The organism is Hymenobacter bucti, from assembly GCF_042681145.1.
Classification (GTDB): Bacteria; Bacteroidota; Bacteroidia; order Cytophagales; family Hymenobacteraceae; genus Hymenobacter; species Hymenobacter bucti.
In genome coordinates this window covers 896,464-923,237 of the sequence record NZ_JBHUFD010000003.1, presented here as the reverse complement: position 1 = coordinate 923,237, position 26,774 = coordinate 896,464, and the positions used below count along the sequence as shown (strand labels likewise).

Here is a 26,774-nt window from a genome sequence, read left to right as displayed (position 1 = left end):
TAAGTTCTAAACCCTTAGCTCTTCACTTGGAAACTGCTTTGGCGCGCCGACTGAAGTACGCGTAAAACGGCAGGCTCGTCGCCATTAGCCCCAGCCCCAGCAGCGACTGGGTGGGCTGCGTCACCACGGTGTTGACCAGCAGCGTGAGGGCGAAGAGGAGCAGGAATATTTGCAGGAAAGGGTAGCCCCGCACCGGCCCCGTCAGCCGGCCCTGCTGCTTGAGCTTCAGCACCGCCACGGCTACGAGGCCGTAGAAGAAAAAGGTGGCGAAAATGACTAGGTCCGTGAGTAGGTCGAAGGTGCCGGACACGACCAGCAGGCTGCTCCAGCCCAGCGTGTAGAGCAGGGCCAGGTGGGGCGTGCGGTAGCGCGGGTGCACCACGGCGGCGCGGGCGAAGAAAAACTGCTCCTGCGCCATGCGAAAGTAAATGCGGCTGTGCGAGAGCAGCACCGCGTTGAGGGTGCCGAAGACGCTGACCATGATGAGGGCTGTGACCCCGATTTTGCCCCACCGGCCCACCGCCGCCTCGGCCACCACGGCCGCCCCAATCTCGTTGGGCCCCACGGCCGCGAGCTGGGCCAGCGACAGCACGTGCAGGTAGGCATAGTTGACCAGCACATACACCCCAATGGCAATGGCCACGCCCCCGATAATGGCCCGCGGCACGTCGCGGGTGGGGTTTTTCATTTCGCCCGTCACAAACGAGAGGTCCACCCAGCCATCATACGCCCAGAAGATGCTGAGCAGGGCGCTGAAAAACGCGCTCCAGAGCGAGGGGCCGGCGCCCGCCGCCGCCGGGCTGGGCAGGGCGGCCGGCGCCGGGGCGGGGCTGGCCACCAGCAGGCCCACCACCATGAGCAGCAGCAAACCCAGAATTTTGGCACCCGTGAAGACGTTGCTGAGCGTGCCGCCGGCCGCCACGCCGCGGTAATTCACCCCCGTAAGCAGGCCGATGGTACACAGGGCCAGCAGCTTAATACCGGAGTCGGCAAACGGGTACACTAGGTGACCAATCGAGAGGTGGGCCCAGGCCTGCAAGGGGTTGGGCAGGGGCAAGAAGCTGTTGACCGTCTGCGCAAAAATGAAGCCTAGGGCGGCCACCGAAGCCGAGCCGATGATGGTAAAATCAGTCCACCCAAACAGGAAAGACGCGGGGTTGCCAAAGGCCAGGCGCAGGTATTCGTAAATCCCGCCCGACTCCTTGGTGAGCGTGGTGAGGGCGGCTAGGTTGAAGGCCGCGCCCAAGGTGAGCAGGCCCGCCGCCACCCAGGCCGCCAGAATCCAGGCTTCGCTGAGGCCGGTTTGGGCCAGGGGCACTATTTTCTTGAACACCCCGGAGCCGATAATCACCCCGGCCACGAGCAGCGTGCCCGTGACCACCCCCAGCGACCGCACCAGGGTAGCTTCGACGGGCGCGGCGCCTTTTTCTGCTTCATCCATAAGCCCAAAGTAAGGCGGGCCAGGGATGTGGGCGCGCTTTGCCGCCGCGCGGGAGTAGCCCAGCCCGTACTTTTAGCGCGCAGGCGTGGCCTGCCCCGCCGCGCTATCCTTCCCGCCCATGACCATCCGAACCTGGCTTTTGCTGCTGCTGTCCTGTCTGCCCGGTGCGCTGCTGGCCGCCGAGCTGCGCGTTGCGAATCTGCAAGTGGAGTACACGCCCACGCCGCTGGGTATGGATGTGGCGGCGCCGCGCTTTAGCTGGCAGCTGGCTGCGGTGCCCAACCAGCCGCGCGGCAGCCGGCAAGTGGCCTACCAACTGCGCGTGACCAACGAGGCCGGCGAGCTGGTCTGGGACTCGGGCAAAGTATCGGGCGCCACCTCGCTGAACGTGCGCTACGCCGGCCGGCCGCTGGCTGCCACCACCCGCTACACCTGGGCGGTGGCGGTGTGGGACCAGCAGCAGGCCCAGCACACGGCCAGCTCGTGGTTTGAAACCGGCCTGCTGAACCCCGACCCCCAGCTCGCGGCCTGGGGCGGGGCCAAGTGGATAGGCGGCGGCGATGCGGACATGGTGCTGTACGCGCCCTACCTGCCCGTATTCAAGCTGACCTACGCCGTGCAGCTGGACGCCGCCACCCGCAGCACCCGCGCCAGCTTCGTGTACGGGGCCAACGACCCGCGCCTGCTCGACAAGAATAAAAACCTGTACCACCTGCAAAACCAGCCCAACGCGGCCTACCTGCGGCTGGAGCTGGATATTGCCCCGCTGGCTACCCTAGGCAGCGCCCAGCTGCGCATCTACCGGGCCGGCTACCACCCCGATGATAAGCCCGAAGTACCTTTTAAGAGCTACCCCATCCCCGCCGCGCTCCTGCACAACGATAATAAGTACGCCCGGCACACCTTCGAGCTCAGCTCCGACCTAGGCGCTACCCGTGTTTATCTAGATGGCACGAAGCGCGAAAACCAGGTGGCCGAGCTCAACCTGAACCCGCTGGGCCAGGGTGGCGATTACATCGCCTTCCCGGTGGTGGGGGATATCGGCTTCGCGGTACCGAAAGGGCAGGCGGCCGCCTTCTCCGGCGTGGCGGTGCGCAACCTGCGCAGCCCCGCCAACGTGCTGTTTGATGAGCCGCTGACGGCGGCGCCCTACGCGGGCATTTTTGCGGCGGCCCCCGCCGTGCGCGTGCGCAACGGAGCGTACCAGGTGGCGGGCGGGGCGGCGGGCGCGTTTGTGCTGGGTAACCCGAGCCGCAATGCCACGCCCATGCTGCGCACCACCTTCGCGGCGGCCCCAGCCAAGATTGCCAAGGCCCGCCTCTACGTCACGGCCCGCGGCATCTACGACGTGTACCTGAACGGCAGCCGTATCGGCGAGGACTACTTCAACCCCGGCCTCACGCAGTACATCAAAACCCACCTCTACCAGACCTACGACGTGACCGCCCAAGTGCGCCCCGGCCCCAACGCCCTCGGCGCCATTCTGGCCGAGGGCTGGTGGAGCGGCGGCGCCACCTACATGGGCCAGTTCTGGAATTTCTTCGGCGACCGGCAGTCGCTGCTGGCCAAGTTGGTCATCACTTATACCGATGGCAAGCAAGACGTTGTGGTGAGCAACCCGGCCACCTGGTCGTACTACAGCGGCGGCCCGACGGTGTACGGCAGCTTCTTTCAGGGCGAGGTATACGACGCTACCCGCGAGGCGCAAGTGACCGGGTGGAGCACGCCCGCCTACGCGGCCACCGGCTGGCACCCGGCGCAGGAAGTAGCCTTGGAGGGCCACATCAGCCACGACGAAGCCAATGCCCGCGCCAACATGCCGCCCGTGGACGACTACTCGCAGCTCCAACTGCTGGGCCAGTTTGGCCCCTCCGTGCGCCCGGTGGCCGAGCTCACGGCCCAGTCGGTGGCCGAGGTGCGCCCCGGTGTGTTCGTCTACGACATGGGCCAGAACATGGTGGGCGTACCGCGCATTAGCCTTACCGGGCTGCGGCCCGGCCAGCGCCTGGTGCTGCGCTACGCCGAGGTGAAATACCCTGACCTGCCCGAGTACAAAGGCAATACCGGGACGCTGATGCTGGAAAACATCCGGGCCGCGATGGCCCAGGACATTTATATCGCCAAGGGCGGCGCCGAAACCATTGCCCCGCGCTTCACCTACCACGGCTACCGGTTTGTCGAAATAACCGGCATCGAGCGGGCCTTGCCGCTGGCCGCGGTACAGGGCACAGTCCTCAGCTCGCTCGACGGGCTGGCCGCGCACTACGAAACCTCGAACCCGCTGGTCAACAAGCTCTGGGAGAATATCACCTGGTCGACGCGGGCCAATTTCCTGTCCATCCCCACCGACTGCCCGCAGCGCAACGAGCGCCTGGGCTGGAGCGGCGACATCTCGGTGTTTTCGCGCACCGCCACCTACCTAGGGCAGGTGCCGCAGTTCCTGCGCCGCCACATGCAAGCCATGCGCGACGTGCAGCGGGCCGACGGCCGCTTCTCCGACGTGGCCCCGCTGGGCGGCGGTTTTGGGGGCGCCTTGTGGGGCAGCGCCGGCCTCACCGTGGCCTGGGAAAGCTACCAGCAGTACGGCGACCAGCAGCTGCTGGCCGAGCACTACGCGGCTATGAAAAGCTACATCGCCTACCTGCGCCGCTACCTCGACCCCAAAACGGGTATCCTCACCGAGGGCAACCTAGGCGACTGGCTGGGGCCCGAGCAGGGCCGCAACGACAACACGCTGCTCTGGGAAGCCTACTTCCTTTTCGACCTGGACATTATGCGCAAAGTGGCCACGGTGCTAGGTGAAAATACTGATGCCCAAGAGTTTGCCGCGCTGCACGCGCAGCGTCAGCAGTTCTTCAACGCCACCTACGTCGATAAGCAAACCAAGCGCACCGTGCACTCGGGCTTTCGGCAGTACCCCGACACCAACCCCCGGCCCGGCGACCTGGTCGATACGCAGGCCTCCTACGTGCTGCCGCTGGCCCTAGGGGGCTACGCGCCCGATAACCAGGCCCCGGCGGTGGCCAACTTGCTGGCCACCATCACGCGGGAGAACAAGCTCGACGGCGGCGGCACGGCCCCGCCGTATTCGCTCATGACGGGCTTCATCGGTACGGCCTGGATTTCGAAGGTGCTTTCGGAAAACGGGCACCCCGACGTGGCTTACCGCTTGTTGCAGCAAACCACGTATCCGTCCTGGCTGTACTCGGTCGAGCAGGGCGCCACCACCATCTGGGAGCGGCTGAACTCCTACACCCGCACCGAGGGCTTCGGCGGTAATAATCGCATGAACTCCTTCAACCACTACTCGTTTGGGGCGGTGGGCGCGTGGCTCTGCGACACGTCGCTGGGTATCGCCCGCGATGAGCAGTCGCCCGGTTTTCAGCACTTTATTCTGCAACCCACGCCTGATCCCACCGGCGCCATGACCTACGCCAAAGGCTACTACGACTCGATGTACGGCCGCATCGAGAGCGGCTGGGAGAAAGTCGGCGCCACCTACCAGTACCGGCTGGTGGTGCCCGCCAACACCTCGGCCACCCTGTACCTGCCCGCCGCCCAAGAGCGCCGCGTGACCGAAGGCGGCCGCCGCGCCGCCCAGGCGCCGGGCGTGCAGTTCTTGCGCTTGGAGCACGGCAAGGCAGTGTACGAGGTGGGCGCCGGCACCTATGCGTTTGCCACGCGCCCCTAGGTGGGCGCGTAGTCTGGGCGCTACCCCTTCAGCGGAGGGGTTATCAGTGAAAAATAAGAACTAACAATGAATTTATAGTCGTTTATTTGGGCTCCCCAACTCTGATTTAGCCCATGAATGCACTTCCTACCCTCTGGCTAGGTTGCCTAGGTGCGCTGGCAACGTTTGCCGCGCAGGCCCAGGCCACCACTACCACTTCTATGCCTCAACCCCCCGTGGCCACCATCAAGGCCAAGCAGCTCGCGTCGCCCAACGGCACGCGCACCGACAACTATTACTGGCTCAACGAGCGCGAGAACCCGCAGGTGCTCGACTACCTCAAGGCCGAAAATGCCTATTTCGACCAGCAGATGGCCCCCGTGAAGGCGCTGGAAGAGAAGCTGTTCACCGAGATGAAGGGCCGCATCAAGGAAACCGACCAGTCGGTGCCGTACCGCGACAACGGCTACTACTATTATTCGCGCTACGAGGCGGGCGGCGAGTACCCGCTCTACTGCCGCAAGAAGGGTAGCCTGCAAGCGCCCGAGGAAGTGCTGCTCAATGGCAACGAGATGGGCAAGGGCCACACGTACTTCGCCATCGGTGGCTACGAGGTGAGCGACAGCAATGAGCTGTTGGCCTACAGCACCGACATCGTGAGCCGCCGCCTTTATACAGTGCGCTTTAAGAATCTGAAAACCGGCGAGTTGTACCCCGAGCAAATTCCGAACGTGGAAGGTGCCGGCGTATGGGCCGCCGACAATAAAACGTTCTTCTACGCCAAAAAGGACGTTACCACGCTCTTAGCGTTTCAAATCTACCGGCACACCCTAGGCACCGACCCCCAGCAGGATGCGCTGGTGTACGAGGAAAAGGACAACACCTTCAGCACGCACATTGCCCGCAGCAAGTCGAAAAAGTATCTCTTTGTCGTACTGCATAGCTCGCTCTCGTCCGAAACGCGCTACCTCGACGCCACCAAGCCCACCGGCGAGTTCAAGGTATTCTTGCCCCGCGAGGCCGACCATCTCTACGATGTGGAAGATGCCAACGGGCAGTTTTACGTGCACACCAACTGGCAGGCGCCCAACTTCCGCGTCGTGAGTACGCCGCTCACGAACACCGCCAAAACGGTCTGGAAAGACGTGATTCCGGCCCGCCAGGAAGTGTTCATTGCCGGCATGGAGCTTTTCAAAGACTACCTCGTGCTGAACGAACGCAAGGATGGCCTGCTCCAGTTGCGGGTTATCCGGTGGCAGGATAAGAAGGATGAGTATCTGAAATTCAACGAGGTAGCCTACACGTCGAGCATCGGCGCCAACCCCGAGTTCGATACCCAGCAGCTGCGCTTCAACTACACGTCGTTCACCACGCCCAGCTCGACCTACGACTATAACATGGCCACCCACCAGCAGACCCTGCTGAAGGAGCAGCCCGTCCTAGGTGGCTTCAACAAGGCCAATTATACCGAGGAGCGCGCCTTTGTGAAAGCGCGGGACGGGAAGATGATTCCCGTATCCATCGTCTACAAAAAGGGCTTCAAGAAGGACGGTACCGGCCCGGTGCTGCAATACGCCTACGGCTCCTACGGCGCCTCCATGGACCCGACCTTCTCGGCGGCGCGCCTGAGCTTGCTCGACCGCGGCTTTGCCTACGTGCTCTGCAACATCCGGGGCGGGCAGGAAATGGGCCGCCAGTGGTTTGAGGACGGCCGCATGCTGCACAAAATCAACTCGTTCAACGACTTCATCGACTGCTCGGAGTACCTGGTGAAGCAGAAGTACACCTCGCCGGCCAAGCTTTTCGCCATGGGCGGCAGCGCCGGCGGCCTGCTCATGGGCGCGGTCGTAAACATGCGCCCCGACCTCTACAAAGGCGTTATCGCGGCCGTGCCCTTCGTGGACGTGGTCACGACCATGTCGGACGCCAGCATTCCGCTCACCACCGGCGAATACGACCAGTGGGGCAACCCCGCCCAAAAGCAGTACTACGACTACATGCTCTCGTACTCGCCCTACGACAACGTAAAGGCGCAGGCTTACCCCAATATGCTCGTTACCACCGGCTTGCACGACTCGCAGGTGCAGTACTTCGAGCCCGCTAAGTGGGTAGCCAAGCTCCGCGCCACCAAGACCGACAAGAATCTGCTACTCATGCACACCGACATGGAAGCCGGCCACGGCGGCGCCTCGGGCCGCTTCAAGGCCCTGCACGACGTAGCGCGGCAGTACGCGTTTATGCTGCTTTTGCTGGGCGAAAAGTCTTAGTTATAAGCCGGCCTTACAAACGGGATTGGGGCGTTATTTGCGCATTCGGCGAGCCAGCCGAACGCGCAAATAACGCCCCAATCTCGTTTGCATTACTTTCTGATGGAAGGCGCAGTAGTGCCTAGGGCCTCGGCGTTTCGTTCGTCGGCGCTGAGCTGGTTTTGGAGCTGAAAGGTGACCTGCTCGCAGTCGGTAAAACGCTTCTGCGCTTCCTTGAGCGCGGTTTCGGTGGCGCCGAGGCGCTGGTAGAGAAAGGCGATGAGACCTAGGGCAATGACCAGGGCTCCAATGAAAAGGATGTTTTTCATAAATGGTGAGTAAGCTAAAAAACGTCCGTCATGCTCATCTGGCGTCCGCTTGTCGAAGCATCTCTACCGCACCGTTGAACGGTCTGGATGAAGCGGTAGAGATGCTTCGACAAGCGGACGCCAGATGAGCATGACGGACGTCATGAGATGAGCAGAAACGTAGCCCTAGATAGCCGTGTTCGGGTCGAACTGCTCGAGGTAATCGGCCACTTTGCGCACAAACATGCCCCCTAGGGAGCCATCGACCACGCGGTGGTCATAGCTGTGGCTCAAGAACATAAACTGCCGCACGCCGATGAGGTCGCCCTGGGGCGTCTCAATCACGGCGGGCTTCTTCTTGATGGCACCCACGGCCATAATGGCCACCTGCGGCTGCATGATGATGGGCGTGCCCATGACGTTGCCAAACGAGCCCACGTTGGAGAGCGTGTAGGTGCCGCCTTCCAGGTCTTCGGGCTTCAGCTTATTCTGGCGGGCGCGGTTGGCGAGGTCGTTGACCTTCTTGCTCAGGCCGTTGAGGTTGAGCTGGTCGGCGTTGTGAATGACCGGTACGATGAGGTTGCCCGAGGGCAGGGCCACGGCGATGCCGATATTGATGTCGTTCTTCTTGATGATGTAATCGCCATCCACCGACACGTTGATGTTGGGGTAGTCCTGGATGGCGCGGGCCACGGCCCACACGAAGAGCGGGGTGAAGGTCAGATTTTCGCCGGTGCGCTTCTTGTAGGCGTCCTTGTGCTGGTTGCGCCAGTTCACGAGCTCCGTCACGTCGGCTTCCACGAAGCTGGTGACGTGCGGCGAAATGCGCTTTGAATCGACCATGCGCTGCGCAATCAGCTTGCGCATGCGGTCCATCTCCACCAGCTCCTGGCTGCCCGACACCGAGGGGGCGGGCTTGGCGGCCGGGGCCTGGGGCTTGGGGCTCGGCGGCTCGGGCTTGGCGGTGGCGGCTTGCTGGCCATTGGCGCTGGGGGCCGCGGCCTCTTTAGGGGCCGGGGCGGCGGGCGCCGCCGCTGATGCCGCTGGGGCTGGTGCCGCCGGAGCTGGTTCTTGGGTCGGGGCCGGTGGCGCGGGGGCTGCAGGGGCGCTGGCGGCCGGGGCGGGCACCAGTGGCTGCTTGCCGGCCGCTACGTAGTCGAGGATGTCTTTTTTGGTGACGCGGCCTTCCTGGCCGGTGCCGGGCAGGCGCTCGAGGTCGCTCATGCTCACGCCTTCTTCGCGGGCGATGCTGAGCACCAGCGGCGAGTAGAAGCGGCCGGCCTGCACGGGGTGCTCGTCGGCCACCGCCGGGGCGGCCGGGGCGGCCGGGGCGATGGGCGTGCCGGGGCTGGGCAGGTAGGGCACCTCGGCCGGGCCGGGGGGCGCGGTGGGCAGCGGCGGAATGTTGTCGGGCGTCAGGGGCGGGTTGGCGCTGGCCTCTTCCAGGTCGTCGTTGCTTTCGGCGGGGGCCGGGGCGGGCGCGGGGGCGCTGGCATCGGTTTCGATGCGGGCAATGGGCGCACCCACGGCCACCACCTGGCCTTCCTGCACCAGTATTTCGGCCAGGGTACCCGCGTGCAGAGCGGGCACTTCGGTATCTACTTTATCAGTAGCTACTTCCAGCACCGACTCGTCTTGCTCGATGGCATCGCCAACTTGCTTGAGCCATTTGAGTACGGTGCCTTCCATGATGGATTCGCCCATCTTGGGCATCGTCATTTCCACTCGGGCCATAAAAAAGGTCGGGGGGATTAAGGGAGAGGGTAGAGTGGGAGGGAGCTTGTGGCCGCAAAGGTAGCCGCAAAGTGAACCGGGTTTGGTACGCCAAGGTTGGCGGCGGCCCAAGCAAGGCCAGCGAACTGCGCCAAATACCCTCCCTAAGGTGGCTGCGGCGCGGCTAAGGAGCTTGGTAGCAGAACGCAACAAGCAGACGGACCCTAGTATTCAGCTTGCCTTCACAAATACCTACTTATAGGTATTGGATGGCCCCGCCGGATGTAGTTGCTTTGCAATTAATCCTGACTTTGTGCTATAAATAAGCATTATGGTGCAAAAGCCGGGGCCACTCTGTCCCCACCAATGTCACCTATGAAAACCTGCGTGCCACTCCGCCCACATTGGTCTGCCCCGGCGATATGGAACACCTCGGCTACGGCAGCGCCCGTTTGGGGCAGTGTCTCCTTTTCGCAAATCCCGCGGCGCGAGTTGCCGCAGCCATTGCCGGGCTGCCAGCTGCAGGTGCTGCTGCGGCTCCGGTGCGGCTGATGCCGGGCCCAGGCGCCTAGGTTAGCTGGCGCGAAGAAAGAGGCGCTAAGGCTCTCAAACGCCGCCGCTGGCTACCAATTAAGGGTAGCCAGCGGCGGCGTTTGGCATAAAGCGAGGGGCTAGGCCGGCTCGTGAGTGAGGCAGCCCTGGCGGCTACGCGGGGTAGGTCTGGAAATTTGGGGGCTTGGTCGGGGTTTGGCGGGCGTACGCCCGTATTTTTTGCGGGCGGGCCATTTTCGGCCGGGGGTTTGCATAAGTTGGTTCAAGCAGCGGTAGTCGCCGCTGAATGTACTCAACAACTTGCTTACTAAGTGCTTCGCTGCACTCCTTCCCATGAAAAATACCCTTTTCGCTACGCTCGCCGCTGTACTGCTCACGGCCACTAGCACCTTCGCCGCCCCGCTCCCCGGCCCCGGCCGCGATATCGACGGCCCCCGCTTTGCCCAGGGCCCCGGCGACCGCGACTTTAACTACGGCTACGCCAAAAACCACCGCGTAACTAACCAGGAGCGCGCCCGCTGGGAGGCCCAGCATCGCAACGACCGCCGCGCGGACAACCGCCCCAACAACGACCGCCGCACCGATGACCGCTTCGACCGCAACCAAAACTATGGCTTCGACCGCGACCATAAGGTGACCCGCGACGAGCGCCGCCACTGGGAAGAAGGCCACAACTACGGCTACGACCAAAACCACCGCGTGACGCCCCAGGAGCGCGCCCGTTGGGAGGCTAGCTACCGCCGCTAGGTGCTTGCTGACAAGATCTTAGCTATTTAGTCAACTTTCCGTTCCTTTTATTCCTTCCACTTCTTTTTAATATTTTCTCGTGAAAAAGTTTTTGTTGCCCCTGCTCGCCGTTGTGGCCATCTCCTTCAGCGCCGCCGCCCAAACCACCCCGCCCCAAAAAGGTGACCACCCCCGCCGCTCGCCCCAGGAAATGGCCGGCCACCAGGCCAAGCGTCTCAGCAAAGAGCTAAGTCTGAGCACCGACCAGTCGAGCAAAGTAGAGCAAATAATGGCTGCCCGCGCCCAGGAAATGCAAGCCTTGCGAGCCGATGGCAGCGCCCGCCCCTCCCGCGAGCAAATGCAGGCTAACCGCACCAAGTACGACGACCAGCTCAAGCAAGTGCTGACGCCCGAGCAGTTCACCAAGTACACTGCCCTCGCCACCAGCCGCCACCACGGCCACGGCATGAAAGATGGCAAGCTCAAGGTTAAGGACGGCAAGCTGAAAATGAAAACCAACCCAACCGCCAGCTAAGCACCACGCTTGCTAATCACAAAAAAAGTCCCTCCTGAACGTCAGGAGGGACTTTTTGGATTCTAAATAACCTAAGTGCGCAACCAATCCAATCTGGAGTAGTCAGCCCGGCACAGCCGGGCGTATCTGCGCAATCCGTTGAATCCGCTAAATCTGCGGTCTATTTGCCGCCGAGCATGAAGCCCACGTAGGCCTGAAAGGTGGAGTTGCGGGCGTTGCGAAACTCGTTGTTGCTGTAGCCGTCCCGGGCAAAATCGGTGAACGCGCCGTTGTAGCGCAGCCCCAGCAGGAAGCCCGACTCGGCCTGGAAGCCCAGACCGGCGGCGTAGCCTAGCTCGCTGCGCTTCACGCGGTCGAGGTCGGAAGTGCCCGAGCTGGCGGAGCTAATTACGTTGCCGTTCTGGGTCAGGGTGCGGTTGTTGCTGATGCTCAGCAAGTAGCTGTACTGGGGGCCGGCTTCGAAGAATATGCCGCCCGTTTTGAGGCGCAGCAGCACCGGCACATCGATGTAGTCGTAGCGCACGTTGCCGGTATTGCGGAACGTGTTATTTAGTATCGTGTACTGCTGGTCGGCGTACTTAAAGCCCTTTTGCGAATACAGGCCTTCAACCTGAATGGCCAGGAAGTCGTCGGCCACTAGCCCTAAGTTGACGATGGCGCCGCCGTGAAAGCCGAAGCGGTTCTTGTACTGGTCCTGGTTGGTGAGGTCACCCGAAAGATTCGAGAGGTTGGCGCCGGCCTTGAGGCCAAAGCGAACCGATTGCGCATGAGCGGCTGGGGCCGCAGCAGCGGCTACCAACGCGGCAGCAGCAGTGCTAAAAAGTAGTTTTTTCATAGCCAGCCTTACGAATAAACGTGGCAAACGGATGGAAACGCGCCGCCCTAAAATAGCCCCGTAGTATGCTTGCGGCCGCTAGCCCCGTGCTTAAGCGGCTGCTTGCCATGGTGCCGGGCGGCCGGGTTGCCGCGGTGCAAAAAGCCAAATACGCCGCGCTGCTCGCGGCTGTGGTGGCGGTAGCTGGCATACACTGGCACGTAATCGCCCTGGCTAGGGCGGTGGTGCCGAAAGCCCCGGCCGCGCCAGGTGGCCGACGCGCTTTCGGTGGGGGCAGCCACGGCCGCCGTGGCCAGCAGGCCGATTAAGCCAGTGATGAAGAGGGCAGTCCGCATAGAAAAAAGGAGGATAGAGAAAGAAGTAACTGGCAAAGCCAGCCGTAGCGCGCTGCTACAGTGCTCCTAACTCTAGTTGTGGCTTGCTTAGTACGTGACGAAAAATTTAAGTGTGATGTGGACGTGTTGTGTTCGTAGTGCAATTACCCCAGCTCTAAATCCTAACCTAGGGCGCCGTCTAAGCCAGTGCCGAATAACCTCCTGCCTGGCGCGCGCGTCTATACCGGTTCACCCTCCCGTTTCTGTAAATCGATGAGTCTTTGGCAAATTATTCAGCGCCTGCTGCCCTTCGTGCGGCCCTACCGCAGCCTGGTCGTCAGCACGTTACTGCTCACGCTGGTGGGCTCACTAGCGGCCCAGGTTAATCCGTTTGTGCTGCGCTACACCGTCGATACCGTGCAGGGTCTGCTGAATCGGGGCCAAGGTCTAGCTGCAGGCTGGCACATGCTGCTGTGGGTGAGTGGCTTGCTGCTAGTCAAGGAATTGATAAACACGGCCATTACCTTCGGCCAGAAGTACTACGGCGAGAAAATCCGCATCAGCGTATCGGGCGCCTTGGCCGAGGAGGCCGTGACCAAAATCCTAGGGTATGAATTAGGCTTTTTCTCGGAAGGCGGCAACCAGACCGGCAAGCTTCAGACCCGCATCGACCGGGGCGTGGAGAGCTTGATGAAGCTGGTGCAAAACTTCTTTATTGACATTCTGCCGCTCTTTGCCAATGCCATCGTGGCGCTGGTGGTCATGTTTTTTGCCAACAAATGGGTCGGTATGGTGGCGCTGGCCGTGCTGCCGGCCTACTTCTGGCTGAGCTACCGGCAGGCCGACCGCCTCAACGGCACCCGCCGCAACCTGCGGAGCCTGCGCGAGGAGAAAAACCACGGCCTCATCAGCATCATCGACAGTATCGTGGTGATTAAGAGCTTTGTGCGCGAAGCCTATGAGGGCGATAAGCAGCTCGCCGTGCAAGACCGCCTGGAGCAAGCCCAGCTCATGACCCGCAAAACCAACTTCCGCTACGACGGCCTCAAGACCTTCGTGGAGCAAATCGGGATAGTGGCCATCATCGTGCTTACCGCCTACCTCGTGCTGGATGGGCAGATTAGCATCGGGGCCATCATGTTTCACATCTTGCTATTCAACAATGTGTCGGCGCCCATCCGGCAGCTGCACCGCATCTACGACGAGATGAACGAGGCGCTGACCTACGCCGAGGGCTTTTTCGCCATCCTCGACGCCGACGACCAGACCGAGCGTCCCGGCCCGTTGCGTCCCGCCCACCTCTACGGACGCTTCGAACTGCGCCACGTCGATTTTACCTACCCCAGCGGCACCGCGGCCCTGCACGATGTGAGCATGACCATCGAAGCCGGCAAAACCACCGCGCTCGTGGGCCTCAGCGGCGCCGGCAAAAGCACGATTATCAACCTGCTCTGCGAGTTTTACCGCCCCAACGGCGGCACCGTGCTGCTCGACGGCCAGCCCCTGACCGAGTACGACACCCACGCCCTGCGCCAGCAAATAGGGCTGGTGCTCCAGAAAAACCACATTTTCAAGGGCACCATCGAGGAGAATATCCGCTACGGCAACTTCGCCGCCACCCAGGCCGAGCTGGAGGCCGCCGCCCGCCAAGCCTACCTCCACGACCAGATTCTGGACCTACCTAGGGGCTACCAAAGCGACGCCCAGCAGCTCAGCGGCGGGCAGCAGCAGCGCATCGCTATCGCCCGGCTCTTCCTCAAAAACCCGCCCATCATCTTCCTCGACGAGCCCACCGCCAGCCTCGACGCCATCGCCACCGAGCAAATCAAAAACAGCCTCGACGCTATCAAGCAGGGCCGTACGGTGGTCATCATCTCCCATAGCCTCGCCCAAATTGTGGATGCGGACTGCATCTACGTGATGAAAAAAGGCGAAGCCGTGGAAAGCGGCACCCACCTGCAACTCTACGAAAAGCGCGGTACCTACCGCGAGATTTTCGACGCCTCGGCGCGGAGCTTGAATATTGAGAAGCTGGCTAAAACGATGGCCGACGACGGCGACGAGGTGCTGGATACGGCGCTGTGAGTGCAGTATATTTGAGTTATGGCTCTACGATACACTAGCAAATTCTTCTGCAAGCTCTTACTCTTACTTTGTGTTTTAATTTTTGCTTCTTCCTGCGAGATTAAATATTCCAGCGAGGTTATAAGCACCAACGACAAGGAGAAGTCAATTGCAGAATTGAGCCAAGAAGCATGTGATTGTTTTAGCAATCAAAAAGGTGATATTGATACTCGGCTGACACCTTGTATAAAGAGTATAAATTACTCTCAGACAGTTAATCTTCCTGAAGGTCATAGTCTGCAAGACTCAGTTGCAGCGGTGGACAGCATGAAGTCTAAGATGAACGCTATGAAATCCAGAGAATTATATAAAATGTCTAGCATGATGCAGAATCTAGTTGTTTCATGCGATGCTTATGGGGCAGAAGTCGAAGCTCTGTATGATAAATGGTATCCTATCGACAGTTCAGCAGCTAATCTAGATTCCATTAAAATATTGAAAAGCAATTTTCAAATGGCATCAGTTTCAGATTCTACTAAGATAGCAGTACTGAATAAATTAATTGCAAAAAATATTGAAGCCAGAAGATTAGCGGAAGGATTACGAAGATGCCAACAAATGAAAAAGCTATTCAAGAACGAAGGAGGCGCATATTATGCAAGTGCCTTCATATACAACTTACAGAAAAAGTATCCTGAGGCTATTAGTGAATTAAAACAAGAAATATCTATTAGCGGCGATAATAATCTTGAGCTAATAGTTGCTGTCATAAAAAGAAAAGCACAGCATAATAAATGACCATTGACCTCACTGGCATCACTACCAAAGCTGCTTTTCACCTGCTGCTGAAGCACGAGCTGGATTTTCCGGAATGGTACGGCCCAAGCTGGGATGCTCTTTGGGACGCCATAATTGCGGTGGTAGAAATGCCGGACGAAGTAGTGCTACTTAATTGGCACGAGTTTGCCCAAGCCTGCCCCAAGGATATGGAGATACTGCGCAAGATTATTGCGGACTACCACGAGGAGCTACCCAGCAAGCGGATAGTACTGGCGGATTCGCCACTGCATCAGCTAGCGGCGGTCTAAAGCTACCCCTGCACCAGCTCCGCCACGGCTGCCTCGAAGGTGGCGCGGCGGGCGGCTTGCTGCACCTGGGTGGGCGGGGCGGCGCGCACGGTGCAATCGGCGAGGGGGCAGCGCTCGCAGGTTTCGTTGACGGTGATGAGGGGCAGGGCGGGGTCGGGCAGGAAGGCGACTTGCTGGCGCAGGCTATCGTCGCAGCGCAGGCCGATGGTGACGCTCATGGCGGGCTCGGTGGGGGTGCCCACGCGGGCCAGTGAGAAGCAAAGGTACTCGTCGGTGGTGCCTAGGTACTGCGGGCGCTGGGCGGCGGCCAGTATCTGGGGGGTGCCGGTGGGGGGCAGGGCGCGGCCTTCGGCCAGGAGCTGCAGGCTCACCCAGCGGCGGCAGTAGTGCTCGTGCTGCTCGTTGGCGTGGGGATTGTGCAGGCGCGAGAGGTGCAGTTCCTTGGTGAGGTGGTAGGGCGCGTCGGCGGTGGCCTGGTCGAAGCGCAGGAAAAATAAGCTATTGAGCCCGAAGTGCTTGGGCAGCAGTGCGGCGAGGCGCTGCATCAGCATCTCGGGGCTCACCTCGTAGCGCGTGAGCAGGGCCAGTAGTACCTCGGGCTGCCAGGTGGGGGCCGCGAATAGCCCGCGCACGTCGCGCACCAGGCTGTCCTCGTCCATCAGCAGTACGCTGGCGAAGTAGGAGGCGCGGAAGTTATTGAGCACCTCCTCAAACGAGCGGGGCTCCAGCGGGTTGGGGCTGGCGTAGTGCCGCTCTTTCAGCTTCAAGTAATTGAAGCCTAGCTCCCTACCTAGGACAAACGCCTGCTGGCCCCGGCTCAGGGTCGGAATCATAAGCAGGGTTTTAGTGGTGGGGCGGAATACCGAGCGCAGCCGCCCAGCCAGTACCACCGGGTGCCCGGCCAGCGTGGTGCGGTCGATGGTGTAGCCGTAGTCCTGGGTCAGGATGGCTTCGAGGCGGGCCAGGTCGAAGGGCGGGGCGGCGGCGAGCTGGTGGCTGGCCACGAAGGTGCGCGCATCCTGCTCCAAGTCCTCAAAATAGTTGTCCTGCATCTCCTTATAAGAGCGCAGCGCGGCCACAAAAAAGTGCTCCTGGCGCAGCTCGTAATTGCGGGCAATTTCGAAGATGGTACTGATGAAGGCATTCATCTTGGCCGGCGCGTTGGCGATGAGCTCGAACAGCTGCATGGGCTCCAGGCCGTAGAGCTGCAATGGAAACTCTTGCAGCGCCTGCGATTGCAGCAGGTCGGCGATGGGTTCGAGGCGGCGCGGCAGCGTGGTGGACGTAAGCTGGTCGTAGCTTATGTCGAGGCACTTGCTCAGGCTCAGTATCTTATCGGCCTTGGGATATTTCTTGCCCTTCTCAATCTCGTTGAGGTAGCTCACGCTCAGGTCGCAGGCGCGCGCCAGCTCGGCCGGCGAGAGGCCGCGCTCTTGCCGCAGCTCGCGCAGCTTCAGGCCAAAAATGAGACGGACGACTTGGCCGTGGTTCAGCATAAGTTAGGATAGGGAAGGGGTAAAAATAGGGCTGAGGGGTGAGGTCCATGAGCGGCGAGCCCGCCAAAAATAACCTGCTCGGGCACCGCTACGCGGCACACGCGGCACAGGCTGCTTCTCGGCTACAAACGTGGTATCGCTACGTGGCGCAGTCGGCTGCTGGGTTTTAAGGTATGGAGTAACTGCGAAGCACTGGCGCAGTGATCCACTCGGAGTTGCTTGCTGCCAACTGGTTGCACGATTTCGCTTAAAAATTTCCGGCGCTCAAAAAGTGCTCTAGAATAATGAAAACAGCCTTTTACTAACGCAAGATAGTAGGCACGCAGCACGAATTTTATTTATTAGCGAAAATTCGCTAATAAATAAAATTCGCTACCGTATACTTGCATCAGATTCCCACTCACCGCTTTTGCAGGGTTAGAGCGAAGGCTGCTTCAACCCTGCACTGGCTACTGCTAAGACCATCTTTTTATCAATTTATTTCTCCGTTTATGTCAGCTACCGCCAACATCCTGAGCCGCTTGCAACCCCTGGGCTTCCGCCGCGTGGCCCAGGCCCACCTCAACCTGCCGCCCGCCGCGCTGGTGGAGGCTGCCCTGTGCCGCAAAGAAGGTGTGCTCACCGACACCGGCGCGCTGATGGCGGATACCGGGCAGTTCACGGGCCGCTCGCCTAAGGACCGGTTTGTGGTGCGCGACGAGAACACGGCCGAGAGCGTGTGGTGGGGCGACATCAACATTCCGTTTGAGGCCGCCAAGTTTGACCAGCTGCACCAGAAGATGGTGGCTTACCTGGAAGACAAGGAGCTATACGTGCGCGAGGGCTACGCCGGGGCGCACCCCGCCTCACAGCTCAAGCTGCGCATCGTCAATGAGTTGGCCTGGCACAATCTATTCTGCTACAACCTGTTTCTGCGGCCCGAGGCAGGTGCTGATACCAGCTGGGCGGCCGATTTCAGCATCATTTCCGCACCTGGCTTTGAGGCTGACCCGGCCGTGGATGGCACCCGGCAGAAGAATTTTGCTATCCTCAATTTTACTAAAAAAATCATCCTCATCGGCGGCACGGCCTACGCCGGCGAGATGAAAAAGGGCATCTTCGGGGTGCTGAACTACCTGCTGCCCCACGAGCAGGACACGCTGCCCATGCACTGCTCGGCCAACATCGGCTCGCACGGCGACGCGGCGGTGTTCTTCGGCCTCTCGGGCACCGGCAAAACCACGCTTTCTACCGACCCCAACCGCCACCTCGTGGGCGACGACGAGCACGGCTGGCTGCCCGGCCAAGGCGGTATTTTCAACTTTGAGGGCGGCTGCTACGCCAAGGTAATCGACCTTTCGGCCGAAAAAGAGCCCGAAATCTGGAACGCCATTAAGTTCGGCTCCATCGTTGAAAACACGCGCTTTATACCCGGCACGCGCACCGTGGACTACGCCAACAAGTCGGTGACCGAAAATACCCGTACGGCGTACCCCATCAACTACATTCCCAACATCGCGGTGCCGAGCACCGGGCCTGTGCCAACCAATATTTTCTTCCTCACCGCCGACGCCACCGGCGTGCTGCCCCCCCTGAGCAAGCTCGATAAAAGCCACGCCATGTACCACTTCCTGAGCGGCTACACGGCCAAGGTAGCGGGTACCGAAATGGGCATTACCGAGCCGCAGGCCACGTTTTCGGCTTGCTTCGGAGCGGTATTCCTGCCGCTGCACCCCACCAAATACGCCGAGATGCTGGGCCAGAAAATGGATGACCACCCCGTAAACGTGTGGCTCGTGAACACCGGCTGGACGGGCGGAGGCTACGGCACCGGCAGCCGCATGAAGCTGAGCTACACCCGCGCCCTCATTACGGCCGCCCTCACCGGCCAGCTCGACGAGGTGAAATTCCGCCCGCACCCCGTTTTCGGCGTGCAGGTGCCCGGCGCAGTACCCGGCATCCCAACCGAGCTGCTCGACCCGCGCCGTACCTGGGCCGACTCAGCCGCCTACGATGAGGCAGCGGCCAAGCTCGCTGGCAAGTTCGTGGCCAATTTTGAGAAGTACGCCGCCGCGGCAAACGCGGAGATTATGGCCGGTGCGCCCGTGGTAGCGCAGGCGGCGCAGGATGGGGTAGCGGCTGCGGCTTTGGTGGCGGCTTAGGTTGCTTCTTGCAGACCGTAGTGCCTCACCCCCCGGCCCCCTCTCCGAAAAGGAGAGGGGGAGCCTGACGACTTTTGATAAAAGCAAAACGGCTTTCAGCAGACGCTGAAAGCCGTTTTTATTGATGTTTAATAAGTCTTCGCTGTGGCTCCCCCTCTCCTTTTCGGAGAGGGGGCCGGGGGGGGAGGCGCTGCGTTAGAACTACACCTTTAACAGTTCCGCCTCCTTGTGCCCCGCCAGCTGCTGCCATAGTAATATCAGCACGGCCTGGGCGGTGTACTCGATGTTCGTTTGGCGGCCGCGGTCGATGTTGATTTGGCGGCTTACGGTGCCGCTGGGCGTGGCGCAGGCGATGCAGATGGTGCCCACCGGCTTGAGGGGCGTGCCGCCGCCGGGGCCGGCGATGCCGCTGGTGGCCAGAGCTACATCGCAGCCTAGGCGGGCGCGGGCGCCTTCGGCCATTTCGCGTACGGTGGCTTCGCTCACGGCGCCGTGCTGGGCCAGGGTTTCGGCATTCACGCCCAGGAGGGCTTCTTTGATGTCGTTGTCGTAGGCTACTACGCTGCCGCGGAAGTAGGCCGAGCTGCCCGGCACGCTCGTGATGCGAGCCGCCACCGTGCCGCCGGTGCAGCTTTCGGCGGTGCCGAGCTGCCATTTTTTGGCTTGCAGAATCTTACCGACTACCACTTCGAGGGGCGAATCTTCTTCGGCGAAAATGTAGCTGCCGATGCGCTCGCGCAGCGCGGGCAGCAGGGCCAGCATCCGGCCGCGCAGGTCGGGCTGGCCATCGGCGGTGCCGGTGAGGCGCAGGCGCACGCTGCCCAGGCTGGGCAGGTAGGCCAGCTTGATGTTGGGCGGCAGGGCCGCTTCCCAATCCTTGATTTTTTCGGCCAGGAACGACTCGCCCAGGCCCGCCGTCATGACCACAACGTGCTCGATGGGGGCGAGATTGAACTTCTGCTGGAGCTTGGGCAGCACCTCATCGGTCATCAGGCGCTTCATCTCGAAGGGCACGCCGGGCATGCTGATGAACACGGTGCCCTGGTCTTCTATCCACATGCCGGGGGCGGTGCCCACGGCGTTGTGCAGCACTTCGGTACCTTCGGGCACCATGGCCTGCTGGCGGTTCACGTCGAGCATAGGGCGGTTGAAGCGCCGGAAAATCTCTTCTACATGGTGCAGCGTGGGCTCGTGCAGCACCAGCTCGCGGCCGAAGTAGCGGGCCAGCACGTGCTTGGTCAGGTCGTCTTTAGTGGGACCTAGGCCGCCGGTAGTGAGGATGACTTTGGCGCGCTGGCGGGCCTGGTCGAGGGCGGCCACTATCTCGTCGGCGCGGTCGCTCACGCTCGTGATTTGGCGCACGCGCAGGCCCAGGCGGCCGAGCTGCTGGCCCATAAAGGCCGAATTGGTATCCACGACCTGCCCGTAGAGCAGCTCGTCGCCGATGGTCATAATTTCAACGTCCATGAGAAGGTAGTGCGGAGTTTGGCAAGGTTTTGTAGGCAACTTTGCGCAGCGGTGCTTGCAGGACAGCTATACGAGCAGTCTGGTTTTTGAGCCCGCGTTTTTCCACCTGCTTTTTATGAAAAATCTCCTACTGGCCCTGGCATTGCTCGCCGCCGCGCCGGCCGTGGCCCAAACCAAAACCACCACGACCAAGAAAACCACTACCAAAAAAGCCGTTGCCAAGCCCGCTGCCAAAAAAGCGACCGTTGTCAAAAAAGCCACGACTACTGCCGCCAAACCCGCCGTCGTCGCCACTCCGGCCCCCGCACCCGTGGCGCCCCTCACCGAGGCCGAAGCCAACACCGGCTTAAAGGAGGCCCTGACCACCGGCGTGACCAAAGCCGTGGCCTTCGCCTCCGAAAAAGATGGCTTTAACCTGAACGACGATATCCGCATCCCCTTCCCGGCTGATGCGCAGCTCGTGGCTACTACCCTAGGTTCGCTACCCGGCCCGCTCGGCAAAGCGGCCGTAGAGCAGGCCACCAACCTCATCAACCGCGCCGCCGAAACCGCTGCGCCCGCCGCTAAGGACATCTTCCTCAACGCTGTGCAGCAGCTCACCCTCACCGACGCCCTCTCGCTCGTGACCAGCGGCAGCAAAGACGCCGCCACCACGCTGCTGCGCAAAAACTCGGAGGCCGCCCTCGCCGCCGCCCTGCGCCCCAGCATCGTGCAGAGCCTCGACCAGGTGGGCGCCAACGCCGCCTACGCCAAGCTCATCGACCGCTACAACAAAATCCCGCTGATGACGCCCGCCAAAAACAACCTCACCGACTACGTGACGGCTCAAACCGTGGACGGCCTCTTCATCCTGCTGGCCCAGCAGGAAGCCAAAATCCGCCAGAACCCGGCCGCGCAGAGCACCGCTATTTTGCAGCGGGTTTTTGGGAAGAAATAGTTCTCAGTCATGCTTCGCTACGCGCAAACCTCCTCTTGACCAAACTGCGCTCGCAGAATCTAAATAGTCGTTAAACACCTAGCTATTTGCCGGCTACATTATTTGGAAGCTAGCACGGCCGGCTCCCATTGCTGCGCCTCGCAATGGGGGCAGGTGCTCGTCGGTTTTTGCGGGGCTTTGAGCACCTGCCCGCACCTGATGCAGGCAAAGGTGCCCGCCGCTACTGGCTGCTCGTCGCGAAACTCCTTGTCCCAGCCCGGGATGAGGGATAGGCCCGGCTGGGGTTCTTTCTCCTCAACCAGGCTAAACGTGCCGTTGGCCTCTAAAAAAAGGTAGTTGACCTGGCCTAGGTGCTCCAGGTTCTCACCGCGCAGCTCGGCAAAAAGCCGCTCTTGCGAGAGCACCACGTGTTCCATGTGGTCGAGTTGCAGCACGCCGTTGGCGACTACGGGCGTGAGCGTGCTTTGCAGCACCCGCTCTACCTGGCGGCGCCGGGCCGACCAACGTGCCGTCAGCTGCTGGCCTATTACGACTACGCTCGCAATTATCAAGGGAGACAGCAGGCCTCGGTCGGCGGACAGCAGCGGGATACCGATGGCCGCCGCCAGCGACATCAGCGCGGCTAGCTCGGTGCGGCTGAGCTGGCCCGCCATGCGCTTGCCCATCAGGCGCAAGCCCAGCAGCAAAAGCAAGTACATGAGCACTAGCCTGATGGAGGCTTCCAGCAGGAAGCTCCAGGGCATGTCGCCCATCAGAATACGTAGATAATCGGTTAGCTTGGGGGGCGGGGCGGGAGGCATATCTAATTAGATAGAATAGTTAAAAATCAAGCACTTGGCTTTGGCTGCTCAAGCCAGCGTGGTGGGCTGCCAGTTGTCGGCGCCGCAGTGGGGGCAATGAGTATCCGTGCGGTCGGCGGGGGTCTTGGCCACGCGGCCGCAGGTGGCGCACACCTGCGGGCCCGACGCGGCATCGGTGGAGGCTGGTGCAGCCGCCGCGCGCGGCAGTAGGCTCAAGCCCGGCTGGGGCTCCGACCGCTTGTAGCAGCTCACGCGCCCGTTGGCTTCCATGTACACGCGCTTGAGTTCGCCGAGCTGGGCAATCTTTTCGTTGCGCAGCAGGCCAAATAACTGGTCCTGCGAAATGGCGTGGAGTTGCAGGGTTTCCATCTCCATGCAGCCGTTGCGCACCAGCACGGCGAGGTCGCCCTGCTGCCATAATTCTACCCGCCGATACTTAAACGCGAGCCAGTTGCTGAGCCGGTGCATCCCCAGCACCGCCACCAGCACCACCACCGTGGGCAGCAGCCCCGCCGTGGGTATTTGGGTAGGCCCGGCAATTATGGCCCCTAGGGTTAGCACCACGGCCAGCTCGCTCACCGACAGCTGGCCTTTCATGCGCCGGCCCAGCAGGCGCACGATTAGCAACATCACCGTAAAAATGATAAACGCCCGAATAGCTACTTCGCCCGTGAAGGCCGGGGGGGCAGTGCCGAACAGCCAACGGTGCCAGTCACTAAAAATAACTTCTTCCTTTTTCATACAATTATCTACTGAATCATTTTGAATCTAGCTCACACATATTGAGTAAGTTATAAGAGGCATATGGCAGTAGCCGGAGCTTGGTGTGCACAGTAGTACTCAGCAGCCACCAGCAGCATGGCCCCCGTGCGTCACCCCTCCTTACACTTTGGCCAGTTGAATATCCTTGGTTTCGGGCACTAGCACCCAGTAAAAAATGGTGGCCAGCGCCCCTACGCCCGCCAGCGCGCAAAAGCCCACCGCGTAGCCAAAGCGCTCGACCACGTAGCCCGCCCCGATGCTGCTGAGCGCCGCCGTCAGCCCGATGGCCGAGTACACCACGCCTTGAAGCAGATTGAACCGGCCGGTGCCGGAGCTGAGGTCGGCAATCATGAGGATGGTGACTACCCCCAGCAAACCCGCCCCGATGCCATCGAGCAGCTGAATAGCGATGAGGGCGTACGGATTGTCGATGAAGGCGAAGAGCAGCGCCCGCACCGGCAGCAGCGCAAAAGCCACCAGCAGCACCTTCTTGCGACCGTTTTCGGAGGCCTTGCCCGCGTATTTGGCCACGAACACCATCACGCCCTGCGCCACGATGATGGCGGCCGACAAATACAGCGACGAGTTTTGCTGGTCGGCCAAACCCAGCTTTTGGCCCAGCAGCGGCAGTAGGGGCGCATTGGCCAGGTGAAAGAGGGCAATGGCCACCGTAAAAACCAGAATGCTCCGGTTGCCCAGTAGCTCTCTCACGCTCGCCGCGCTCACTGGCTGCCCGGCCGCCGTGGCGGCACCCCGCGCCAGGTCGTGGTCGATGTCCTGCTCGCGCACCACGAGCACCGCGCCCACGAGCAGCACGCACTGCACAATAGAAAAGTAGAAAATGCCTTCGTAGGAGATGTAGCGCCCAATCACGCCCGCGATGATGGCGGCCAGCATATTGCCTAGGTGGTTGAAGCTTTCGTTGCGCCCGATGCGCTGCGACAGCGCCGCGTGCCCCACAATGCCCAGCGTGATGGCCGCCACGCACGGCGCGTACACCGACTGCGTGAAGCCCACCCCGAACTGCGAGAGCAGCACCGGGTAAAAGTTGCTGTTCAGCACCACCGACAGGCAGCACCCCGCAATGATGAGCGAGGCCACCATCAGCAGCAAGCGCTTGTGCCGGGTCCGGTCGATGAACGCGCCCGCCGGGGCCTGCACCAAGAGGCCGACAATGCTGGGCGCGGCAATGACTATCCCAATTTTGTCGGCCGACCAATGGCGCACGGTGAGCAGGTAGACGGATAAGTAGACGCCCACGCCATCCTTCACATCGGCCATGAGCAGGCTTACCCAATCGAGGCCTTTCAAGCTGCGCGTCTTTACTTCCATGGGGGCCGTCTGTTGGTATACCCTAGGTTCAACGCAGGCCCGGCAGCTTGGATATAGCTGAGTTTAAGGCCGAAAGCAAGTAGCGCCGGGCTTACTGCGGCCGAATTGGCGCCTGAGCGGCGCAAAGTCCTGCCCCAGTACTCCAAAGTTCTATTGGCAGCTATCGGAGCAGATATGAGTTTAGAATAATAAACTTGTTCTTTGGGTAGAAAGCGCTAAAAACGGGTCGTGCTTCACTGCGTTCAACATAACCCGTTTTCTTATCTCTCTTAATTTGGAAGCAAGCCTTTTACCTATCGGGACGCAAAAAGACCACCCATCACTCATTACGCACCCAAAATCGCTCGAATATGGCCGTGGCCATAGCCGTGGCCGACGCCGGACCACCACGCCAATGCGCATGCCCCGCTGTTAGGCCGGCAAAATTAGCCGGCCACGGACTCCCGGCCCGGCGCTCCTATAACTGTAGTTAACTGTAGTTTATCGGCGCCGGCCCGTCAGGTCCAGCGAGTTATTTGGGCCACCGAGAGTGGCCACGCCGCGCCGGCCAGGGTGTCGGCGGGCAGCGCGGCGGGGTTTAGAAGCGTGACGGGGGCCGTGTACACGGTCATTCGTTGTAGGTGCCCGACCTGGGTTCTGTTTCGCGCAGGTGCTTTTTGATACCTAGGCGCAAGCGTTGGCCAGTGGCCCCGGCCACCATTTTAGGCAGGGCATTCACGAGTTGCTTTTCGGCGTTGTACCAACTCTGCAGCTTCAATTCAAACCGGTCTTCGAGGATTTCAATCTTGTCGAACATGGTAAAGAGGAAAAGGAGAGCGAGGAAAAAGTTATGGAGATATAGTGTATTGCTTACCAAGAAGAGCCGGCCCGCGTAAGCCAATGGGCCTTTTAGGTGAAGCGAAACTGTCGGCAGCTGCCCAAAAAGGCGTGGCCAAGCCGAGTTTCGGGCCCGGGCTTACGTACTAAACTCTCCCGAAATACGTGGTTGCCGCCGCCGCCGCGCAAAACCCTGACCGGGCCGGCTGAGCCTGCGGCAAAGTCGGAGACCGTCCTCCTTATAAGTTGGTAATTAAGCTGGTTAGGGGTCAAAAAGACGACCGCGGCGCGCCGTAGCACCGTTGAAAGAAGCTAGCTTTGATTAGGATTTAATTAACCTTCTGGCATGGCGCAGGAACATCTTACTCCGCGGGGCGGCCGCCCCAACTGGCCTTTTATCATCCTTGCTGCCCGCTGGCGGGGCACCCGGCGCTGCCTGCCGGCTACCTGCCGCCGCCGGCTACCGGGGCGGTAGCGGCGCCCGCAGCCTTCCGGCTGAGCGGGCTTTGGCCGGACCTACCGGGGGCCAGGCCGAACTAGTGGTTTTTCAACCCGCTGCTACGTTTCTCTGGTAGAAAACACGGGTTTATCGGGCTAATAAACCCGTCCTAATCCGGGAGCCAACTAGCGGCAGGAGATTGCTCGCCGAGCAATCAATTGCGGCACGTCACTTTGCTATTCGCCCCCTTAGTTCCTGGCCTGGGCCAGGATTATCAGCTATTCCAAGTCCCCAATTTCCCCTCATTTTTTATGCGTACTACTTTATCCCCACCAGCCGCCCTTGCCTCCTTCACCCTAGTAAATTTAGATGAGGTAGAAGCCACCTTCGTGGTGCGCGACCTGGGCCTGGATGCGCCTCAGCTCCTGATTGATTGCAGCCGCCTGCGCTGCCTGCGCCAGTTGGGCGTCAGCTACGTAGTGTCGCAGCTGCTAGTACTGCACCAGGGCGGCGCCCGCGTATTTCTGGTCAACGTGGACCCGGTGCTGCACCGCTGCCTGCGGCTGCTGCGGCTCGATACCCTGTTCCCGCTGGTGTAGGCAGTGTTCTTAATTGCTCAAAAACTACCTGTCCTTGCGAGCGCAGCGAAGTAATCATGCCAGCGCGGCTCGTTGTGATGCGATTGCTTCGCTGCGCTCGCAAGGACAACTGTTTTTATGAAATCGCTACCCCGCGCAACGACTGGCTAAGCATTCACCAGCCCGCTGCCGCCCGCCCTAGCGCGGCGCGGGCGGCTGCGTGTACGTTGGCCCCAGGCACCTAGGGCCGGCGGCGGTCCAGGCCAGGGGGGCGAGGCAGAGCTGGCGCTCGGTCATGGCGGCGTTCTAGGCGTGGTAGACCAGGTATTCGGTGCGGCCGTTGGGGCTGAGGGTGTGGCAGTGGTGGCCGGGGCGCGGGTGCTGCGCGTGGCCGGGCACCGCGTGCAGCATCCGCACCCCGGCATCGGAGCCTGAATCGAGGTAGGGCCCCAGCACATGCTTGGCCACGCCGTAATCGACGGCGTGCTCGGTGAGGAAATAGGTGCCGCTAAAG

At 61.1% G+C, this 26,774-nt stretch carries 22 protein-coding genes; 10 read left to right on the top strand and 12 right to left on the bottom strand.

The genetic code is table 11. The features are described from left to right. Nucleotides 1-22: 22 nt before the first annotated feature. Complete coding sequence (locus ACFSDX_RS11560; RefSeq protein WP_382313578.1) at nucleotides 23-1,441, bottom strand: APC family permease; 1,419 nt, start codon at nucleotides 1,439-1,441, stop codon at nucleotides 23-25. Nucleotides 1,442-1,559: 118 nt separating this feature from the next. On the opposite strand from ACFSDX_RS11560, the gene ACFSDX_RS11555 reads away from it, so the two are divergent. Together ACFSDX_RS11555 and ACFSDX_RS11550 are read left to right on the top strand one after the other, a co-directional pair. Continuing rightward, nucleotides 1,560-5,132: an alpha-L-rhamnosidase gene (locus tag ACFSDX_RS11555; protein ID WP_382313577.1), complete on the top strand. Its 3,573-nt coding sequence runs from the start codon at nucleotides 1,560-1,562 to the stop codon at nucleotides 5,130-5,132. A 113-nt stretch (nucleotides 5,133-5,245) separates the two neighbouring features. Next, nucleotides 5,246-7,378: a S9 family peptidase gene (locus tag ACFSDX_RS11550; RefSeq protein ID WP_382313575.1), complete on the top strand. Its 2,133-nt coding sequence runs from the start codon at nucleotides 5,246-5,248 to the stop codon at nucleotides 7,376-7,378. Nucleotides 7,379-7,470: 92 nt separating this feature from the next. Here the strand turns inward: ACFSDX_RS11550 and ACFSDX_RS11545 are convergent, their stop codons facing one another. Together ACFSDX_RS11545 and ACFSDX_RS11540 are read right to left on the bottom strand one after the other, a co-directional pair. Then, the gene (locus tag ACFSDX_RS11545) at nucleotides 7,471-7,686 is read right to left on the bottom strand and encodes a hypothetical protein (protein ID WP_382313574.1); all 216 of its coding nucleotides are present in this window, start codon (nucleotides 7,684-7,686) and stop codon (nucleotides 7,471-7,473) included. Between the two features lie 165 nt (nucleotides 7,687-7,851). Continuing rightward, entirely contained in the window at nucleotides 7,852-9,399 is a 1,548-nt protein-coding gene (locus ACFSDX_RS11540) for a dihydrolipoamide acetyltransferase family protein (protein ID WP_382313572.1), read from the bottom strand. A gap of 864 nt (nucleotides 9,400-10,263) precedes the next feature. Between ACFSDX_RS11540 and ACFSDX_RS11535 the strand changes: the two genes are divergently transcribed. Together ACFSDX_RS11535 and ACFSDX_RS11530 are read left to right on the top strand one after the other, a co-directional pair. After that, entirely contained in the window at nucleotides 10,264-10,677 is a 414-nt protein-coding gene (locus ACFSDX_RS11535; RefSeq protein ID WP_382313571.1) for a hypothetical protein, read from the top strand. A gap of 79 nt (nucleotides 10,678-10,756) precedes the next feature. After that, nucleotides 10,757-11,191, top strand: coding sequence for a hypothetical protein (locus ACFSDX_RS11530; RefSeq protein ID WP_382313570.1), 435 nt, complete (start codon nucleotides 10,757-10,759; stop codon nucleotides 11,189-11,191). 160 nt (nucleotides 11,192-11,351) lie between these two features. Here ACFSDX_RS11530 and ACFSDX_RS11525 read toward each other — a convergent pair whose 3' ends face one another. Continuing rightward, nucleotides 11,352-12,026: a porin family protein gene (locus ACFSDX_RS11525; RefSeq protein WP_382313568.1), complete on the bottom strand. Its 675-nt coding sequence runs from the start codon at nucleotides 12,024-12,026 to the stop codon at nucleotides 11,352-11,354. 47 nt (nucleotides 12,027-12,073) lie between these two features. Continuing rightward, nucleotides 12,074-12,361 (bottom strand): hypothetical protein, encoded by a 288-nt coding sequence (locus ACFSDX_RS11520; RefSeq protein ID WP_382313567.1) that lies wholly within the window; start codon nucleotides 12,359-12,361, stop codon nucleotides 12,074-12,076. Between the two features lie 252 nt (nucleotides 12,362-12,613). On the opposite strand from ACFSDX_RS11520, the gene ACFSDX_RS11515 reads away from it, so the two are divergent. The 3 genes from ACFSDX_RS11515 to ACFSDX_RS11505 are packed head-to-tail and all read left to right on the top strand — an operon-like array spanning nucleotide 12,614 to nucleotide 15,492. Beyond that, entirely contained in the window at nucleotides 12,614-14,425 is a 1,812-nt protein-coding gene (locus ACFSDX_RS11515) for an ABC transporter ATP-binding protein (protein ID WP_382313566.1), read from the top strand. Between the two features lie 18 nt (nucleotides 14,426-14,443). Continuing rightward, nucleotides 14,444-15,202, top strand: a complete 759-nt coding sequence (locus tag ACFSDX_RS11510) for a hypothetical protein (RefSeq protein WP_382313565.1) — start codon at nucleotides 14,444-14,446, stop codon at nucleotides 15,200-15,202. Beyond that, nucleotides 15,199-15,492 carry a barstar family protein gene (locus tag ACFSDX_RS11505; RefSeq protein WP_382313563.1) on the top strand — a complete coding sequence of 98 codons (294 nt, stop codon included), beginning with the start codon at nucleotides 15,199-15,201 and terminating at the stop codon, nucleotides 15,490-15,492. The genes ACFSDX_RS11510 and ACFSDX_RS11505 overlap by 4 nt, the downstream gene beginning before the upstream one ends. A 2-nt stretch (nucleotides 15,493-15,494) precedes the next feature. On the opposite strand, the gene ACFSDX_RS11500 is transcribed toward ACFSDX_RS11505, so the two are convergent. Then, nucleotides 15,495-16,988, bottom strand: coding sequence for a helix-turn-helix domain-containing protein (locus ACFSDX_RS11500; RefSeq protein ID WP_382313561.1), 1,494 nt, complete (start codon nucleotides 16,986-16,988; stop codon nucleotides 15,495-15,497). Nucleotides 16,989-17,479: 491 nt separating this feature from the next. On the opposite strand from ACFSDX_RS11500, the gene pckA reads away from it, so the two are divergent. Beyond that, complete coding sequence (gene pckA, locus ACFSDX_RS11495; RefSeq protein ID WP_382313560.1) at nucleotides 17,480-19,129, top strand: phosphoenolpyruvate carboxykinase (ATP); 1,650 nt, start codon at nucleotides 17,480-17,482, stop codon at nucleotides 19,127-19,129. Between the two features lie 201 nt (nucleotides 19,130-19,330). Here pckA and ACFSDX_RS11490 read toward each other — a convergent pair whose 3' ends face one another. Next, entirely contained in the window at nucleotides 19,331-20,596 is a 1,266-nt protein-coding gene (locus tag ACFSDX_RS11490) for a competence/damage-inducible protein A (protein ID WP_382313559.1), read from the bottom strand. Nucleotides 20,597-20,711: 115 nt separating this feature from the next. On the opposite strand from ACFSDX_RS11490, the gene ACFSDX_RS11485 reads away from it, so the two are divergent. Beyond that, nucleotides 20,712-21,533, top strand: a complete 822-nt coding sequence (locus ACFSDX_RS11485) for a DUF4197 domain-containing protein (protein ID WP_382313558.1) — start codon at nucleotides 20,712-20,714, stop codon at nucleotides 21,531-21,533. A gap of 98 nt (nucleotides 21,534-21,631) precedes the next feature. Here the strand turns inward: ACFSDX_RS11485 and ACFSDX_RS11480 are convergent, their stop codons facing one another. The 4 genes from ACFSDX_RS11480 to ACFSDX_RS11465 form a co-directional block, all read right to left on the bottom strand. Continuing rightward, nucleotides 21,632-22,333, bottom strand: coding sequence for a YetF domain-containing protein (locus ACFSDX_RS11480; protein ID WP_382313557.1), 702 nt, complete (start codon nucleotides 22,331-22,333; stop codon nucleotides 21,632-21,634). A gap of 48 nt (nucleotides 22,334-22,381) precedes the next feature. Next, nucleotides 22,382-23,074, bottom strand: coding sequence for a DUF421 domain-containing protein (locus ACFSDX_RS11475; protein ID WP_382313556.1), 693 nt, complete (start codon nucleotides 23,072-23,074; stop codon nucleotides 22,382-22,384). Between the two features lie 141 nt (nucleotides 23,075-23,215). After that, nucleotides 23,216-24,427 (bottom strand): MFS transporter, encoded by a 1,212-nt coding sequence (locus ACFSDX_RS11470; RefSeq protein WP_382313555.1) that lies wholly within the window; start codon nucleotides 24,425-24,427, stop codon nucleotides 23,216-23,218. Nucleotides 24,428-25,034: 607 nt separating this feature from the next. Further along, a complete protein-coding gene (locus tag ACFSDX_RS11465; protein WP_382313554.1) occupies nucleotides 25,035-25,223 on the bottom strand; it encodes a DUF892 family protein in 189 nt (62 codons plus the stop codon). 770 nt (nucleotides 25,224-25,993) lie between these two features. On the opposite strand from ACFSDX_RS11465, the gene ACFSDX_RS11460 reads away from it, so the two are divergent. Next, nucleotides 25,994-26,281, top strand: a complete 288-nt coding sequence (locus tag ACFSDX_RS11460; RefSeq protein ID WP_382313553.1) for a hypothetical protein — start codon at nucleotides 25,994-25,996, stop codon at nucleotides 26,279-26,281. 285 nt (nucleotides 26,282-26,566) lie between these two features. Here ACFSDX_RS11460 and ACFSDX_RS11455 read toward each other — a convergent pair whose 3' ends face one another. After that, nucleotides 26,567-26,728 carry a hypothetical protein gene (locus ACFSDX_RS11455; RefSeq protein WP_382313552.1) on the bottom strand — a complete coding sequence of 54 codons (162 nt, stop codon included), beginning with the start codon at nucleotides 26,726-26,728 and terminating at the stop codon, nucleotides 26,567-26,569. Nucleotides 26,729-26,774 lie beyond the last annotated feature (46 nt).

Coding starts and splice junctions, on each gene's coding strand:
- ACFSDX_RS11560 (WP_382313578.1), bottom strand. CDS start 1,441: ATGGATGAAGCAGAAAAAGGCGCCGCGCCCGTCGAAGCTACCCTGGTG.
- ACFSDX_RS11555 (WP_382313577.1), top strand. CDS start 1,560: ATGACCATCCGAACCTGGCTTTTGCTGCTGCTGTCCTGTCTGCCCGGT.
- ACFSDX_RS11550 (WP_382313575.1), top strand. CDS start 5,246: ATGAATGCACTTCCTACCCTCTGGCTAGGTTGCCTAGGTGCGCTGGCA.
- ACFSDX_RS11545 (WP_382313574.1), bottom strand. CDS start 7,686: ATGAAAAACATCCTTTTCATTGGAGCCCTGGTCATTGCCCTAGGTCTC.
- ACFSDX_RS11540 (WP_382313572.1), bottom strand. CDS start 9,399: ATGGCCCGAGTGGAAATGACGATGCCCAAGATGGGCGAATCCATCATG.
- ACFSDX_RS11535 (WP_382313571.1), top strand. CDS start 10,264: ATGAAAAATACCCTTTTCGCTACGCTCGCCGCTGTACTGCTCACGGCC.
- ACFSDX_RS11525 (WP_382313568.1), bottom strand. CDS start 12,026: ATGAAAAAACTACTTTTTAGCACTGCTGCTGCCGCGTTGGTAGCCGCT.
- ACFSDX_RS11520 (WP_382313567.1), bottom strand. CDS start 12,361: ATGCGGACTGCCCTCTTCATCACTGGCTTAATCGGCCTGCTGGCCACG.
- ACFSDX_RS11515 (WP_382313566.1), top strand. CDS start 12,614: ATGAGTCTTTGGCAAATTATTCAGCGCCTGCTGCCCTTCGTGCGGCCC.
- ACFSDX_RS11510 (WP_382313565.1), top strand. CDS start 14,444: ATGGCTCTACGATACACTAGCAAATTCTTCTGCAAGCTCTTACTCTTA.
- ACFSDX_RS11505 (WP_382313563.1), top strand. CDS start 15,199: ATGACCATTGACCTCACTGGCATCACTACCAAAGCTGCTTTTCACCTG.
- ACFSDX_RS11500 (WP_382313561.1), bottom strand. CDS start 16,988: ATGCTGAACCACGGCCAAGTCGTCCGTCTCATTTTTGGCCTGAAGCTG.
- pckA (WP_382313560.1), top strand. CDS start 17,480: ATGTCAGCTACCGCCAACATCCTGAGCCGCTTGCAACCCCTGGGCTTC.
- ACFSDX_RS11490 (WP_382313559.1), bottom strand. CDS start 20,596: ATGGACGTTGAAATTATGACCATCGGCGACGAGCTGCTCTACGGGCAG.
- ACFSDX_RS11485 (WP_382313558.1), top strand. CDS start 20,712: ATGAAAAATCTCCTACTGGCCCTGGCATTGCTCGCCGCCGCGCCGGCC.
- ACFSDX_RS11480 (WP_382313557.1), bottom strand. CDS start 22,333: ATGCCTCCCGCCCCGCCCCCCAAGCTAACCGATTATCTACGTATTCTG.
- ACFSDX_RS11475 (WP_382313556.1), bottom strand. CDS start 23,074: ATGAAAAAGGAAGAAGTTATTTTTAGTGACTGGCACCGTTGGCTGTTC.
- ACFSDX_RS11470 (WP_382313555.1), bottom strand. CDS start 24,427: ATGGAAGTAAAGACGCGCAGCTTGAAAGGCCTCGATTGGGTAAGCCTG.
- ACFSDX_RS11465 (WP_382313554.1), bottom strand. CDS start 25,223: ATGTTCGACAAGATTGAAATCCTCGAAGACCGGTTTGAATTGAAGCTG.
- ACFSDX_RS11460 (WP_382313553.1), top strand. CDS start 25,994: ATGCGTACTACTTTATCCCCACCAGCCGCCCTTGCCTCCTTCACCCTA.